This is a genomic window from Bacteroides sp. AM54-2NS (assembly GCF_003602935.1).
GTDB lineage: Bacteria > Bacteroidota > Bacteroidia > Bacteroidales > Bacteroidaceae > Bacteroides > Bacteroides xylanisolvens.
Genome location: NZ_QTMZ01000018.1, coordinates 50,079 through 65,686, shown reverse-complemented (window position 1 = coordinate 65,686; position 15,608 = coordinate 50,079). Strand labels below are relative to the sequence as shown.

The 15,608-nt window shown below is 40.6% G+C and carries 10 protein-coding genes and 2 pseudogenes; all 12 read right to left on the bottom strand.

Going from position 1 to position 15,608, the window contains the following annotated elements:
• Positions 1-20: 20 nt before the first annotated feature.
• The 12 genes and pseudogenes from DXA05_RS12965 to DXA05_RS12910 all read right to left on the bottom strand — a co-directional run bounded on the left by DXA05_RS12965 (position 21) and on the right by DXA05_RS12910 (position 15,495).
• A complete protein-coding gene (locus DXA05_RS12965; protein WP_120068456.1) occupies positions 21-440 on the bottom strand; it encodes a DUF1893 domain-containing protein in 420 nt (139 codons plus the stop codon).
• Positions 441-448: 8 nt separating this feature from the next.
• Complete coding sequence (locus tag DXA05_RS12960; protein ID WP_128859230.1) at positions 449-1,852, bottom strand: aldo/keto reductase; 1,404 nt, start codon at positions 1,850-1,852, stop codon at positions 449-451.
• A 19-nt stretch (positions 1,853-1,871) separates the two neighbouring features.
• Positions 1,872-3,380 (bottom strand): 4Fe-4S binding protein, encoded by a 1,509-nt coding sequence (locus tag DXA05_RS12955; RefSeq protein WP_128859229.1) that lies wholly within the window; start codon positions 3,378-3,380, stop codon positions 1,872-1,874.
• Between the two features lie 189 nt (positions 3,381-3,569).
• Positions 3,570-4,673: an MBL fold metallo-hydrolase gene (locus DXA05_RS12950; protein WP_128859228.1), complete on the bottom strand. Its 1,104-nt coding sequence runs from the start codon at positions 4,671-4,673 to the stop codon at positions 3,570-3,572.
• A 147-nt stretch (positions 4,674-4,820) separates the two neighbouring features.
• Positions 4,821-7,444 (bottom strand): annotated as a pseudogene (locus DXA05_RS12945) (carboxypeptidase regulatory-like domain-containing protein).
• 125 nt (positions 7,445-7,569) lie between these two features.
• Positions 7,570-8,543: pseudogene (locus DXA05_RS12940) on the bottom strand (FecR domain-containing protein).
• A gap of 173 nt (positions 8,544-8,716) precedes the next feature.
• A complete protein-coding gene (locus DXA05_RS12935) occupies positions 8,717-9,025 on the bottom strand; it encodes a helix-turn-helix transcriptional regulator (protein ID WP_120068471.1) in 309 nt (102 codons plus the stop codon).
• Positions 9,007-9,393 carry a type II toxin-antitoxin system RelE/ParE family toxin gene (locus DXA05_RS12930; protein ID WP_128859227.1) on the bottom strand — a complete coding sequence of 129 codons (387 nt, stop codon included), beginning with the start codon at positions 9,391-9,393 and terminating at the stop codon, positions 9,007-9,009. Before DXA05_RS12930 ends, DXA05_RS12935 begins: the two co-directional genes overlap by 19 nt.
• Positions 9,394-9,469: 76 nt before the next feature.
• A complete protein-coding gene (locus DXA05_RS12925; RefSeq protein ID WP_008647509.1) occupies positions 9,470-10,021 on the bottom strand; it encodes an RNA polymerase sigma-70 factor in 552 nt (183 codons plus the stop codon).
• A 100-nt stretch (positions 10,022-10,121) separates the two neighbouring features.
• Positions 10,122-10,367 carry a DUF3098 domain-containing protein gene (locus tag DXA05_RS12920; RefSeq protein ID WP_128859226.1) on the bottom strand — a complete coding sequence of 82 codons (246 nt, stop codon included), beginning with the start codon at positions 10,365-10,367 and terminating at the stop codon, positions 10,122-10,124.
• An 11-nt stretch (positions 10,368-10,378) separates the two neighbouring features.
• Entirely contained in the window at positions 10,379-13,513 is a 3,135-nt protein-coding gene (locus DXA05_RS12915) for a DUF2723 domain-containing protein (protein WP_128859225.1), read from the bottom strand.
• 878 nt (positions 13,514-14,391) lie between these two features.
• Positions 14,392-15,495 (bottom strand): tetratricopeptide repeat protein, encoded by a 1,104-nt coding sequence (locus DXA05_RS12910; RefSeq protein WP_128859224.1) that lies wholly within the window; start codon positions 15,493-15,495, stop codon positions 14,392-14,394.
• Positions 15,496-15,608: the final 113 nt, after the last annotated feature.

The following is a 15,608-nucleotide window of genomic DNA, read 5'->3' as shown; positions in this document are numbered from 1 at the left end:
GTGTTTCAGTTATCTCTTTCTTACTTCCTACTTCTGATTTTTTCCAGGAAATCGCGGATCAGCGGTAATATTTCTTCTGCTGATTCCACTTCGCTACACATAGTTTCTACTGGACATCCTCCTGTACGGTCGCGGTTCCAGATAAAAGCAACTTCCTGCGCAAAATCGACTTTCACATCTGATTTCCGGAATAGCTCCAAAGCCTTGGTACTGATAATATCCGTATATAATTCTTCTATACCACCCAGAATCATCAGGGCGGCAGCTCCCTTGCCAACCACTTTGTCGGCAACCAAAGCTCCTTTAAGAAACTCCGGTTCCTGTGTTAGCAAATCATAGAGATCGGCTACGCCACGTTGAGTGAAAGTGCGGATTTTTCCTCCGTTGGCAATGGTACAGGAATATCCTCCTGTATGTAATAGATTGATTAATTCTTCCATCGTTTCTTTTATAAAGTACCTTGTTTCAATTGTTCTACAAACTGGTCTATCCGGTGCAGTTCTTTCGGAATATCAATGTTTTGCGGGCAATGAGCCACACACTGATTGCAACCGATGCAATGACTTGCCTGTCGAAGTTTGGGCACGCTACGGTCATATCCGACAAGAAAAGCGCGTCGGGCTTTCGCATAATTTTCATCCTGCCCGCTTCTGGCGACATTACCTTCATTGACACAACGGTTGTAATGCAACAATACAGCAGGTATATCCAGCCCATACGAACATGGCATACAGTATTTGCAGTCGTTACAAGGGATAGTAGGATATTTCAGCATTAATTGTGCCGTTTCTTCGAGGAATTCTTTTTCTTCATCTGTCAATGGTTCCAAAGGAGAATAAGTGCGGAGATTATCCTGCAGATGCTCCATGTAAGTCATACCACTTAATACAGTCAGAATATCCGGGAATGAACCGGCAAAACGGAAAGCCCAGGAAGCGACACTGCTTTCCGGACGACGTTGTTTGAGCCGTGCCACCAGATTATCATTCAACTTGGATAGACGTCCTCCCAAAAGTGGTTCCATAATGATGGCAGGAATCCCCCGTTTGGCCAGTTCGCCATAGAGATATTCCGCATCCGTATTTCGAGTATTGGTCTCTTTGGCATGTTTCCAGTCTACATAGTTGAGCTGTATTTGTACAAAATCCCATTTAAATTCATCGTGTCGTGAGAGCAGATAATCATATACCTCAATATCACCATGGTAAGAGAATCCGAGATTCCGGATACGTCCGGCTTCACGCTCTTTAACCAGAAAATCAAGTATTCCGTTATCCAGGTATCGTCCTTTAAGGGCTTCCATTCCTCCCATGCCGATGCCGTGGAGCAACATATAATCAATGTAGTCGACTTGTAGCTCCGCAAACGATTTGTGGTACATCTTGAGCGAGGCTTCGCGAGACCACGTATCAGGAGAGAAATTAGATAATTTGGTAGCGATGTAATATTTATCACGGGGATGGCGACTTAATGCAATACCTGTTGCCTTTTCGGAAAATCCTTGTACATACGCCGGAGATGTATCGAAATAGTTTACTCCGTGAGCGATTGCATAATCTATCAATCCATTGACGGCATCCTGGTCGATAACTTCACCATTACCATCGGGAGCAGGTTTGAGCGGCCAACGCATACAACCATATCCCAAAAGTGAAACACGGTCACCGGTGGTTGGAGATGTGCGATAAGTCATTTTATCGGTGGGCACCTCTCCTTCTCCTGTTGTGCTACTTGCAGAAGTAGTTCCCTTTGAAGAGCATCCGTATAGCAGACCTGTCGATGTGGCTGCACTGATACCTACAATCTTAATAAAATCTCTTCTATTTATATCTTTCTTATTTTTTTCTTCCATAATCTTATACTGATTTAGATCAAATAATTCTGTGCATCTGATGCCCGCTCACATAAATGGCACTGAAAGGACGGGACGGACAAAGGTTCTCACACGCTCCGCAACCAATGCATTTTTCTACATTCACTACCGGAATCTTTAGAGAATCCGCCTTGTCAGGATCGGAAGCCACCATTTGTATAGCACCTGTCGGGCAATGGCGGGCACAGTTGCCACACTCCATTCCATCCGTCAAAGGCACACAGTTCTCTTTAATCCATACGGCATGTCCGATCTGAATAGCCGATTTCTCAGCAAGACTGGTCAGATGAATAGCATCTGTCGGGCATACTTCCGCACATTTTGCACATTCGGGACGACAATATCCACGTTCATACGACATTTCCGGTTGCATCAACGTCATCAGATTGTCTGAAGGACGCAACACCTGGTTGGGGCAAACAGATACGCATAATTGGCAGGCAGTGCAATGTTGAGCGAAATTGCGCGCGCTTAATGCACCGGGAGGATAAATTGGATTTTCTCTGTTCGGGATCTTCTTATCCTCAATAGTGGCTAACCCGCCGTCCACTTTCTTTTCCTGTGCTTTCAGGACAGAAGTTGTCGCAAAGATAGCCGATGCCGAAAGGAAGCTACGGCGGGCATTATCAATCTGTTCGGTAGTGACAGCCTTTGCTTTCATATCTTCGCTTGTAGCTGTTTCGTTTTTAGGTTTCCGTCGAGTGTATTTAATGGCTCCATGCTTACACTTTCCGATGCAATCCATACAAGCCACACAACGACTATAATCAATTTCATGAGCTTTTGAATTGATACATGATGCTTTGCAATTACGGGCACATAAACCGCAACTATTACATTTGGAAGTATCAATCACCGGTTTGAATATCGCATATTTGGATATAAATCCCAATACAGTACCCACCGGACAGATGGTATTGCAATACGTTCGTCCATTGCGCCACGCCAGAATGAAAAGGACAATGAGAGTGACAACGGCAATAATCAGTGTTAAAAGGCTCTTCATCCATACATCTACCTCATAAAAAGCATAACTATCCATTCGTTCGGCAAAGTATGCCAACAGGTTGTTTCCCCATTGCCAAACCGGCGCGAAAAGGCTGGAAGCTATTCGTCCATAAGCACTATACGGAGCCAGTAAGATAGCCAAAGAATTCAGCCCTGCAACCATCATGATAATGAACACTCCTAAAACGCCATACCGCAACCATTTCATTGCCGGTGAATAGCGGAAACGATTTTTCTTTTGTTTACCGGATACCCACGAAACGATGTCCTGAAACACTCCCAACGGACAGATAACGGAGCAATAGATACGCCCGAACAGGAATGTAAATACAACTAAAAACAATACGACACCTATATTCAAGGCTAATAAAGCCGGCAGAAATTGAATTTTCGCCAACCATCCGAACCATGTGTGCAATGTACCCGTAAAGTCGAGAAAAAGCAGGGTAATAAGCGTAAAGCACACAATGGCGGCTGTAAGTCTGATAGTACGTAGCATAAACTTTTTTAATTTTCAATTTATAGTAGTTATCTCTAAATGTCCAAAACAGTCAGGATTGAACCATCTGTATTTCAACGTTGCAAATTTAATCAGTGAAATTTGTTTTTCAACTATACAGATTACAGAATGTTTTACCAATTTTACTGATAAATAGAAAAGAAACGTTTAACCATATTGGGTGAAGAGCTATTTTTCTAATGTCACGACCTCTCCGATCTCCGGAATCAATACATTGAGGTAATCTTTATTCTTCATCTCTTCTGCATTCTTCAAAGGCTCGTCCCAACGATGTTTGGCTAACGCATATTTAGAATGATGTACGGTCAGGACTTTCTTCGCTTTTAAGTCTCTGGCTGTCTGCGCCATATATTGGGGCATGAGGTGGATTAAGCTCCACTCTTTGTCGTATTGCCCGTTTTCAAGGATTGCAAGGTCGATATCGGGGAAGCGGTTGCCTATTTCCGCATAATGTGTATCATACCCTCCGTCTCCGCCAATGTATATCTTTTGTGAAGGAGCTTCCAACAGGAAAGAAGCCCAAAGTGACTGGTTGGCAGTAAGTCCGCGGCCGGAGAAATGACGGGCGGGCAAACAATGTATCATAAAGCCGGGAGCAAGACGTGCATCTTCATTCCAGTCAAGCTCTACTATACGTTCTTTATCGAATCCCCAGTATTCAAAGTGTTCACCGACACCCAACGGGCAAATCACTGCTCCAATCCGGTCTTGTAGTTTTTTGACCGTGTTGTAATCCAAATGATCCCAATGATCGTGACTAATCACCAGATAATCAATGTCTGGCATATCATCCGGTGTATAACGTTCCGTACCTTTGAAGGGCTTGTTGACAAAAGATACAGGAGAAGCGATACAGAATACCGGGTCAACCAATATTCGTTTTCCTCCCGTTTGAATCAGGTAAGATGAATGTCCGAACCATACCAATATTTCTTCGTGACGGTCAATCTTCCGTAAATCCGTCTTTGTTGTTTTGACAGCCTGTTCGGGACGCAGACCATCTATCTTTTTGAAAATGAACTCCCAGATTCCGCTAAAACGTCCTCTGTCGGAAGTCATCAACAGGGTTTCGTGCAGGTTTTTAAATTCTCCGTTTCTATAATTGGGAGATTTCATGACTCTCTCCAGCCGTTCCCCGCGAGGAGTTCTGCCGAAGCTGGGTTGATTGATAAAAACAATGACTGACACAGCCAGCAACGCTATTATAGCTAATATACATCCTACAATCATACGTGTTCTGAATTTCTTGAATATGATACGCATATAATTAATGACTAAATTATTTCACGCAGCAAATATACAGGTATTCAGAAAGCCCGTTAGTATATAGATTACAGATTGTTATACCATAATTACTGAAAGCAATTGTCTGTTGGGTGTCAGTCTATTGTGTGAACAAACCTTTTCTTATTCAGTGCTTTAGAAATAAATTTTGTAGCTGATGTTCGGAATCAATCCCGATCCGTCTTTTTCTTCTACTACGCTTGTTCTTTCATTGTATTCATAGAAATGCATTCCGGTGCGCATACCTACATTCAGTATCTTTAGAGAGAACTCGTGAGACACTCTTTTCTTATTGATCCGGAAGCTGATAGAGACATCACCATTAATGGAAGGATTGAAACGTTTGGTATATGCCTTGCTTTCGTCAAAAACGATGTCGCGTTCTTCCTGGCTTTTTTCTTCATCCACAGGAGTATAGCGTCCCCCTCCCTGAAAAAACAGGCGTCCGTTTATACTTAATACATTTTGTTTGAGTCTGCCGACCATCCATTCTTTTCCGGCGAGCAAGTTCACTAAATAACTTTTGTCCAGTCTTGTATTTCGCCAGATACGATCTCCTCCCCTATATTTCGACTTGAATAATGAACCTGTAATCATATAGTAGAAGCCATTTTTCATATACTGCTCCAATGTTATATCTATTCCATAGTTTTTCGCTGTTCCGGTGCTTGTCAGGATCCGGTCTAAATAGAATTCTTCGTAATTAATAATCGAAAAGGAAGAATTCTTTTCCACCGGTATGTGGAACAGGTATTGATAATAGGGTTCTATTTTCAGATGCAGACTTTGATTAATATTCCAGTCATAAGTAAATCCGAAATGATGTGCCTTAGAAAAATCCAGGTATCGGTTTGATTCCTTTTTACCATTGATTATCTGTTCGACAAAATAATAATCGAGCCTTTCCCTATGGCTGTGCAAACCGTAAGCTACCGCTAAAGAATGTGCAGGATTTATTTCCCATTTGAGCGCGACTCTCGGTTCTATCGACCAATTCTTGTTTAAAGTAAAGTATTGTCCGGTAACTCCCAAACTGGTTGTCAGGTTATTGCTCAAGTTGATTACGGAACTGCTATACGCCGAAAGAACTGTACTTTCTCCACTACCTTTCGAAAGCTGCTCCATGGGTTGGTTTAATCCAAAATAAGGACTGACCTTATAATCAAGATCATATTTAAGTTCCGTAATGGTAATCCCCGTTCTATTGGTGTGCCTCGAACTGAATTTCTTGTTCAGATAAGAATTGAACACAAAATTCCATCTGCTGTTTTGAATATCTCCCACTTGGACAATGGTTCCATCGTCAGTCTGTAAGTTGACTAGTGAATGATCTTTCGAATAGGTTGCAGATAGAGACGAACGGATATAGGTATTTTCATTAATTACATATTTATGAGTTAGCCCGCCTGCCAGTTTATCCAGTTTGTTAGATCCCGACGACCGGTCTCCCATCGTTTCCCATTCGGAACGATCCAAAACCTCTGCCTTGTTCCTGTCGATCAATCCTAATCCCCAGATCGAAAAGGTTCCGGCTTTACGTGTGGGGAAATTCAGTTTAAAGGCTAAATCCTGATATTTCAGGTTGATGTCATTGCCCGACGCCAGCGAGGTAGTGGAAAAACGGTAATTAATCAGGTAGGAACTTCCCCGTTTTTTATTGATAGGACCTTCCGAAGCCAAATCTATCCCCATGAGTCCGACCTGAAAAGCGTGTTCGTACTTCTGATTATTACCATTTCGCAGATGCATATCGAAAACTCCTGATAAGGCATTGCTGTATTCCGCAGGGAAAGCTCCGTTGTAGAAGTCGGAGTTGCCGATGACTTGCGTACTCAAACCGGACAGGAATCCTCCGCCCAAACCTGATAAATCGGCAAAATGGGTAGGATTAGGTATTTCAATTCCCTCCAGTCTCCATTGGGTAAATTGTGGAGCGTTTCCCCGGATGGCAACTGCATTGGTACCGACATCTCCTGCTACTCCTGCAAATGCAGAACTCAACCGTGCAGGGTCGTCAAAGCCATTGGCAAATCGTGACGCTTCTTCGATACTAATCATACGTCCTCCTGTGATGGCCATCGGGTTGACAGTCCGGTCTTTTTTTATTTCCGGTTTGACAAGCACTTCGGCCAAATCCTGTACATTTTCATCCATTGGAATCTCTACAAATACTTCTTTGGAAGAAGTGACAGATACTTCGGTGATGATACTTGAGCGATACCCCATAAAAGTTGCCTGAATATTATAACGCCCTACCGGGACATTATTAATCCGGAAATTTCCCCGTTCGTCAGTCGAACCTCCCCGCGAGGATCTTCTGTTATACAGACGGAGGCATATTCTATCGGCGTATTGGTTTTGGAATCAACAACAATTCCTCTTATGGTTTGAGTCAGTTTTTGTGTATCATTGTTGGCGGGCTTTTGCTTGTTATCCTGCAAAGAGATAATAATATGATATCCTTTTATTTTATATGCATATCCTGTTCCTTTCAATAGTTGGGTCATGGCTTTGTCGACAGTTACATTTTTGAGAGATAAAGAGTGCTTCTTTTCGATATCCAGCTTCGATTGCTCATAAGCGATGCTATATCCGGTTTGTGTCTCTATTTGTGCAAAAGCCTCTTTTAATGAGATCTTTTTATTTTGTATGGTAATCTTTTTTTCTTTATTCTGTGCAACAGTTGTAAGAGAGAGAAAAGTAAAAAATAAAAAAATGGCGAGCTTACCTGCTCTTTTCTTTGTATTTATTCGATTCATTATTCTATATTTGTATGTTGATACTTCATTTTACGTCACTTGTTGAATGAGGGTAGACATTTCAGAACTGGGAAGAGGGTCTCAAGCTACTTCCCGGTTCTTTTTATTCATAGGCTGTTTCTTTTTTATGGTTGGGTTACTACTATTTTCTTTTCATACTGCTGATAATCAAAGCCGATTATATCTTTCAATATATTCAGTATTTCATCCAGGCTTTCATCTTTTAGAAACTTGACGTATATCGTTTCGATGTGGGGATAGTTGCTGTATTATCAATCGTGGTGTTGTAGTGTCTTTCCAAGGTTCGGAATATTTCTCCGGCACTGGCATTGGTAAAGACTAGTTTTCCCACTATCCAGCAGTTGGTATCATTGGTATCTATCATTGATATATGGATGTCTGATGATTTTTTGTCGTATGTAAGCTGCTCATTGGGCTTTAGTATATGGGGAGGTTGGGACTGAACGCTCACTTCCACCTTACCGCTAGTCAATGTAGTAGTTATTTTCTCATCATTAGGATAGGCTTTCACGTTGAATCTGGTTCCGAGCACTTTCACCGAAAGTTGGGACGCTTCTACAATAAAAGGACTTGCGGTATCTTTTTTGACAGAGAAATAAGCTTCGCCGTCAAGCATGACCAAGCGTTTATCTTTGGCAAAAGTTTCCGGGTATAAAATGGTACTTCCCGCGTTCAACCATACTTCCGAACTGTCTGGTAAGATCAGGCGTTTCTGTTCTCCGTAGGCAACGGATACTTCTATCATTTCGTTTTGGGGAGAAAGATAGTAGAACATTCCTCCTGCAAATAAAAACAAAGGAATAATAACGGCGGCAATACGGGCAAATTTCTGATAAGAAACTATGTTGGTGAGATGCTCCTTATTATATCCCGTTCTTAAATTCACCCGTTCCAATGAAGCATAAGTATTCGAATCGGCTTCTACGTCCAATTCATTCCAAAAATCCAGTGAAGCTTTAGCTTTCGCCTGCTGATTTTTATCTTTGATGATCCACTTCTGCACTTTTTCTTCCGTTTCGGATGGAAAACGGGCGGAGAGGAACATTTTGATGATTTTACTGATATTACTTTTCTTCATTTTTGCTGCACTTTACTATATATACAGTTTGGTGGCAAAAAGCTCAATAAGAAAATAGAAGTTTTTTTGAAAAGTAATTATATAAAGAAAAAAGGTGAAGATATTACAAAAGTTTTCTTTGTTTAGACCTCTGTAACAGCACCACCTTGATATATACATTTTCAGTTTCGCGATTACATAATTGTGAAACTGATTTTACGTCCCAATCCTTGGAATATTTTAAATAACGTAGAAAGTTGAATATCAGTATGACCATTTTCAATACGCGATATATAACTTTTTTTTGTACCAATTTTAGCAGCAAGCTGCTCTTGTGTCATACCAGCCTTTAATCTTTCTGCTCGTAATTGTTCACCAATGATAAATGCTTCACAACTGTTTTCAAACTCGTAACGTTCTGCAGTTCCAGGAACTCCAAAATCTTCAGAGATTAAATCTTCAAGAGGAGTACATCCTCTTTCTTTCAACTTTTCATTATCCATTGTTTATCCCTCCTTTCTCTTTTTTTCTGAAAATACTCATTCATTATTCGTTTGGCTCTTTCTATTTCAGCCAAAGGTGTTTTTTGAGTTTTCTTTTGGAATCCATTGAATAATATCACTAGATTCCCATCATCCATACAACAGAAAACACGATATATGTTACTACTTTCTTCTATGCGAATTTCGAATAATCCCTGCACACCAGTTACCGATTTAAGATATTTTTCAGGTATTTGCTCCAATGTCATGATGTATATGAAGATCTGATACATTTTCTGCAATACATTCCGAGGCAAAGTCTTCCTAAAATCTTTAAAGTAGTTTGCATATGCTACTACTTGGCGAACATATTCCCTTTTTCCTGTCATACGACTCTCTTTTGTTTTACAAAGATAACTAATAAGTGAACAGCAGAAAATGATTGGGCGTTTTTTTTTCGTCAATTTATAGTAGTGATACCAAAAAACATGAAATCACCTTCCGTATTTCTTTCAAAGCAAGGCTTAACTGGCTTTCAACATTTCTTTTGGTAGTATTCAGGCGTTCGGCAATCTCGGCATTGGATAGTCCTTCGTTACGGCTCAATGTATAAATCATTCTCCGTTGTTCGGGCATTCCTCCGACAAGTTTGTCAATCAGCATTTCCAGTTCCTTGGCAATAAGGTCTTCTTCGGAAGTAGAGCTATATTCTGTATCTTGGTTGTTGTTCAGATAGGCATCGCACACATATTTATGTTTCAGGAAGTTGATGGCTGCATTTCTGGCAATGGTGTGCAAATAAGAATTGAATGATTTGGATGTATCAATGGAATGACGATTGATCCAAAGATTGACAAATAAATCCTCTGTCAGCTCTTCTGCATCGGGCTCCGATTTTATATATCCGTCAATGAATGTTTTGGTTTTGTTGTAGTATGCTATAAAAATAGTCTCAAAGGCCTTGTGATTCCCATCCTGAAAGGCCTCCAGCGTTTTTATATCAATGTTATTACTCATACTATTTCCCAACTTTCATTTCATTAGGACAAAAGAAACAATAATTTATCTTATATGAATGCTCTTTTTTGAAATATTAATGATATTAGGAGGATTTATTTTATTTTAATGGCCGGTAAAGAATACCAAATACATTCAGCAGATAGCCTAACAAACAGACTAAAGGGGCAATGCGTATGCGTGTTTCGCTAAATATATCGGGATGATAGGCGGCAAGGGTACTCCCCTCGCCGCTCATCAATATATATCCTGCGATAATCAATATCGAACCGATTATTAAAATGATGTAATTCTTTTTGTTTAATACAGTTTCCTGTTCTTTCTCTTTTACTATTTTTGTTTTCATCTTTCTTGAGTTTAGTTTTGATAATTCATTAGTTGAGTGAGTCGCATGTATTTCTCTTCAAACTGTTGATTACTCTGTTTATACCTCTCTTTATCCATATCTTTCAGTAATTCATTACACTGATTCCACTGCCAGAACTTATACAGGCAATCCCGTTGAACCATTGCTATCCGGCTATCTCCCAGCGAGAAAGCCCAGTCGATATAATCTTTCGATTCTGCTATCAGATCATTCAATAAAGTGATCGCTTTCCCGGTTTTTCCTATGGAGGCATAAGCTGTGGCTATCTCATACGAACCACTCTCGTATACTTGAGGTACATTATACGCCGGAATAGCTTGTTCGGCATACGCTAATACTTTTTGGGCACGGGCATTGTCTCCTTGTTTCACCAGTTCTTTCGCCAGTTGAGCAAAGAGCCTTCGGTGGGAATAGCAGATGCGCATAGTCGTTTCGTCCAGATAAAGTCCGGGAGTATCTAATCCTCCATATTTATATTTGTTCATCACATTCTCGTAGAATTTCTCCGTATCTATTGCATATCCATTGTCCCCTTCCGCGTCTCCCCATTTTTTATAATTAAACGGGGTAAACCGGAATGCCAATCCTTCCTGGACAAAGTAATCATCAAACTTCAATTTAGTGGCATTTCCCACCGAGATAGCCATGTATAACGGACGTTCCCAGTTGCAGTTAGCCAATATTTCGAGTATGAGCAAATCTACTTTAGTCAGCAGGCGTATATCTTTCAGAGAAATAGATAGTTTATCCGGTATCGCATTTTTCAATTCTTCTCCTTTTAAATGACGAATGGCTTTAGGTAGCATTATTCCCGAACGAAGCACTGCATCCTTATCGATGTGAATATTTATCGTATCGGTAGGTATCACATGAAATTCCTGCTTCTCTGCAAATACCCAATGTTTCAAGATATTCTTTATCTCATACGGATCATCTCCAAAACTGTCACGGGCTTCTTCGGGATGCTTTTGATACAATTCTTCTATTTGTTTTTTCAACTCCGGACGAACGGCTACATATTCGTTTTTTCCCTCTTGATATTGATTTTGTTTCCAGCTGATCGGTAGTCCGGGAGCATTGTATAGAGGACATTGTTGCTGATAAATATACCAGTCGGTTTGCGCATAACTTAAGTTGCAGATGCGTGAATCTCTGCGTACCTCTTCCGTGTCCTGATTATACCACAAAGGGAACGTATCATTGTCTCCGTTACAGAATATGATCGGATTTCCTGTATCGGGAAGCGTCATTAGATAATTAGCCCCAAAGTCACGGCAGGTATACCGGTTGCTCCGGTCGTGATCGTCCCAAGTCTGGCTTGCCATTTGTACGGGGATGAGCAGGCAAAGCAGCATGAGTAAGCTGACTGGGAGGACTTTAAAGTGCTTCCGACGAAGCATGTCACAGCATCCGGCAGCTCCCATCCCGATCCAGATAGCGAAGGCATAGAACGAACCTGCATACGCATAATCCCGTTCGCGAGGTTGTCCGGGAGTCTGATTCAGATAGAGCACAATCGCCAATCCGGTCATAAAGAAAAGGAAAAACAAGACACTGAATTGTTGCTTGCCTTTCTTTCCACGTGCCCATTGCCAATAGATACCAAGTAGTCCTAATAATAACGGCAAACCATAGAAAACATTGTGCCCTTTATTCTGACGCAAAGATTTCGGTAAAAGCTTCTGATCCCCCAAGCGCAGGTTGTCAAGCCAGGAAATTCCTGTAATCCAGTTGCCGTGTTCCGGTTCACCGCTTCCTTGAATATCATTCTGCCGTCCGACAAAATTCCATAGGAAATAACGTACATACATGTAGTTGAGTTGGTATGTAATGAAATAAGTCAGGTTCTCTTTTTGTGTGGGTACATCATTCGTGCTTCCCGACCATCCTTTATAAGAAGCAGCCAAACGATCATTCCACATTCGCGGAAACAACATATTTTGAGTGTAGCACACATTTTCTTTATAGCCGATGATTTTATACTTGCCTTCTTCTTTATCTTGTCGATATATGGCACTACCTTTTTCTGTTTTCACTTTGTAATAGTCTCCTTCGGGCACATACTCCGGTTCGGAAGCGTAGGTTCTTCCATAAAGTAAAGGGGCACTTTCATACTGTTCGCGATTCAGGTAGCTTTTGAGCGTGAAAATATGATCCGGTGCATTTTCATTAAGCGGTGTATTGGCATTGGCACGAATCAATATGACCGCATAAGTGGTATATCCTATGGTGAGCATGAGCAGGCACCATAAACCGGTATGTACTATGCGTTTTTTGAATCGGTAGATGGCTCCTATCAACAAAAACAGGACTAAAGTCAGAAAAATGATTAATCCTGTTTGGAAAGGAAATCCCAATACATTGACGAAGAATAGCTCGAACCATCCTCCCATATCAGCCATTCCGGGTATATAAACAAAGAGAATCAATACAATAAGAAGACCGGACAGCGCAATCGTTCCGATCACTCCCTTGAGTGATATTGCTTGGTATTTTTGGTAATAGAACACCAATACAATAGCAGGAATACAAAGCAGATTGAGCAGATGTACTCCGATGGAAAGTCCTATGATATAGGCTATCAGGATAATCCAGCGGTCGCCGGATATTGAATCTGCTTCGTCCTGCCAGCGAAGAATCATCCAAAAAACCAAAGCTGTGAGGAAGGAAGAGAAGGCATATACTTCACCCTCTACCGCACTGAACCAGAATGTATCGCTGAAGGTGTAAGCCAAAGCTCCTACAAACCCTGCTCCTAAAATGATAATTACGTCGGTCGTTGATAGCTTCCGTGCATCATCCGTAAGTATGCTTCGCACCAATCGGGTAATACTCCAAAAAAGAAATAAAATGCACCCTGCACTTAATAGTGCATTTAAAAAGTTGACCATGCGCGACACCTGCGAAGCATCGGATGCAAACTGGGTGAATAGATTCCCGACAAGCATATAGAAAGGTGCTCCCGGTGGATGACCTACTTCTAGCTTTTCGGCACACGAAATAAATTCGGGACAATCCCAAAAACTTGCGGTAGGTTCAATAGTCATTCCATACACAAAAGCTGCTATCAGAAAGACAATCCAACCTCCTAAATCGTTTCCTCTTTTAAATAATAAGTAACTCATTGTTCTGTCATTTTTTTGTTTGCAAAGTTACAGAACATGCATATATGATAAGTGTTTTTAGCCGGACAGATACGGACAAAATGATTCCGTAATTTATTGATATTCAGACTTAATAGAAGTCTAAATACAGACAAAAGCAGACAGCATATATATAGAGGAAATTTATTTATTCTGTAATTTCATTGTTTCTTCAATTTTAGCTTATTTCTGTACGGGTTTTCACCACAGAGGACACAGAGGGCACAGAGGTGAATTTTATTCATTACTTACGGTTTTGAGCATAATTGTGATGCGTAATCCCCTACTATAAAGTTGAAAAACGTAAAAACATCTGCCACCTGCAACGAAAAGCGTGTAATGTGCTAGTTGATAAATAGTTGGAACGTTGCAGATACCTGCGGCAGATAGGTTGCAGATACTTTATCTGCAACACAGTATAAACTTTACATAAGCTAATTCTTTAGGAGTGCAAAAGTTTATTTGAATACATAACTTCCTGTTTCCAGGCGGGGAATTATCGTTTCCTGCATTAGAAACTACAGTTTCCACGGTAGGAACGAGAGTTCCCAAGGCGGGACACTACAGTTTCTACGTAAGGATACTGTCGTTTCTCCGTAGAGACACTACAAATTATCCATAGAGCCATCCCAATTATCCCATAGCTTTGCATAAAGGAATAAAGGCTTTTTCTTTGATTATATAACGTGTTGCAGATACTTTATCTGCAACCTATCTGCCGCAGGTATCTGCAACGCTCCAACTATTTGTCAACTAGTGTATTACACGCTTTTCGTTGCAGGTGGCAGATGTTTTTACGTTTTTCAACTTTATAGTAGACAAAACTTTCATTCATTTCTGCACTGAAATAAATTTCTCCACTAAAGTGGCGAAGTCCCCAGTGATTTAATAATATCTTCCAATGATTCTTTCGAGTTTATCAGCATCAGTTTCTCCGTTTTTATTCTGGAAATTCTTCGTGTTAGTGTTTCGGTAGTAAGTTTCATTAAATCAGCAAAATAAGCCGGTTGAACTCCTTCCCGTAGAAAAGCACATACCCTTAAATCTTCTTCCGTGAGTTTTGGACTTATCTCTTTCAATTTAGAAACAAGTCCATAGACATTCTCTTGAAGTCGCAGCAACTCTGTCCAGTCTTTCTCGGAGAAAGAAGGGATTTTAGAAGACAAAACATTCCGTTCCTTAAATTGCCGTACTTTTGAGACAACCGGAGAACTTTCATAGATATGTAACTGAAGAGACTGATACTTCTCTTCGAGATGATTACATCGCAACATCAGCTTATCCGATTCGACATCTTTCTTCAGTATTTCCTCTTTGAAAAGATTCAGTTGGGAAAGTGCGTGCCGGTTTTTCTTCCAGAGTAGTCCAAGCAACAAAGACATCACACCAAACATACCTAAAGCAGAAGACAGAATGACCGAAGAATCACTTTTGTTATCATTTAATATCAACTGACTGGCGTATGCCTTTCTTTCCATTTCCAGTGCTTCATCAAAGTTACCGTATTTCTGATAATAAAGACTACATCGTTTGCATATTTTTGCCAGATGATCGTATTCCTCTGTTTCTTTGGCAAGTTTGATTGCCTCCTTAAAGTGGATTTCTGCATCCTCTTTCTGTTCCAAATCACTTTCTACACAGGCAAGATAATAATATACTTTAGATTTTTGATATTCATCACCGTGTTTCTCATAATAAGATGCCGCCTGCCTAATCTGCTTATCAGAGGAATGAGGAATGTTTTTATCCTCGTTGAGCTGGGTACACAATAAATTATACTCTGCCAGTTGAGCCTCATTCATTTGGCTTGACTGAATAGTCTCAAGAATAATGGATGCTGTATCAGGGTCCTGCTCCATCAGTTGCGCAGCCTTGTCCAGCCCTTGCTTCACGCTCGTCCCTTCCGGATGACAGGCAGCCAGTGAAAGGAGCATCATATACAATAAAATTCGAAGATTATTCATAACTCTATTTTTGTCTTTGCAAAGGATTGATTGGATTTGCAAATATAAAAAATAATCGGCATTTATGCTTCTATAAGTTACACAAAATATAGTGACGCTATCCTGTTCTTATA

What these genes read in the sequence shown, in the direction of transcription:
- DXA05_RS12915 (WP_128859225.1), bottom strand. Translation starts at nt 13,513, where the DNA reads ATGAGTTACTTATTATTTAAAAGAGGAAACGATTTAGGAGGTTGGATT.
- DXA05_RS12920 (WP_128859226.1), bottom strand. Translation starts at nt 10,367, where the DNA reads ATGAAAACAAAAATAGTAAAAGAGAAAGAACAGGAAACTGTATTAAAC.
- DXA05_RS12930 (WP_128859227.1), bottom strand. Translation starts at nt 9,393, where the DNA reads ATGACAGGAAAAAGGGAATATGTTCGCCAAGTAGTAGCATATGCAAAC.
- DXA05_RS12910 (WP_128859224.1), bottom strand. Translation starts at nt 15,495, where the DNA reads ATGAATAATCTTCGAATTTTATTGTATATGATGCTCCTTTCACTGGCT.
- DXA05_RS12925 (WP_008647509.1), bottom strand. Translation starts at nt 10,021, where the DNA reads ATGAGTAATAACATTGATATAAAAACGCTGGAGGCCTTTCAGGATGGG.
- DXA05_RS12965 (WP_120068456.1), bottom strand. Translation starts at nt 440, where the DNA reads ATGGAAGAATTAATCAATCTATTACATACAGGAGGATATTCCTGTACC.
- DXA05_RS12955 (WP_128859229.1), bottom strand. Translation starts at nt 3,380, where the DNA reads ATGCTACGTACTATCAGACTTACAGCCGCCATTGTGTGCTTTACGCTT.
- DXA05_RS12935 (WP_120068471.1), bottom strand. Translation starts at nt 9,025, where the DNA reads ATGGATAATGAAAAGTTGAAAGAAAGAGGATGTACTCCTCTTGAAGAT.
- DXA05_RS12960 (WP_128859230.1), bottom strand. Translation starts at nt 1,852, where the DNA reads ATGGAAGAAAAAAATAAGAAAGATATAAATAGAAGAGATTTTATTAAG.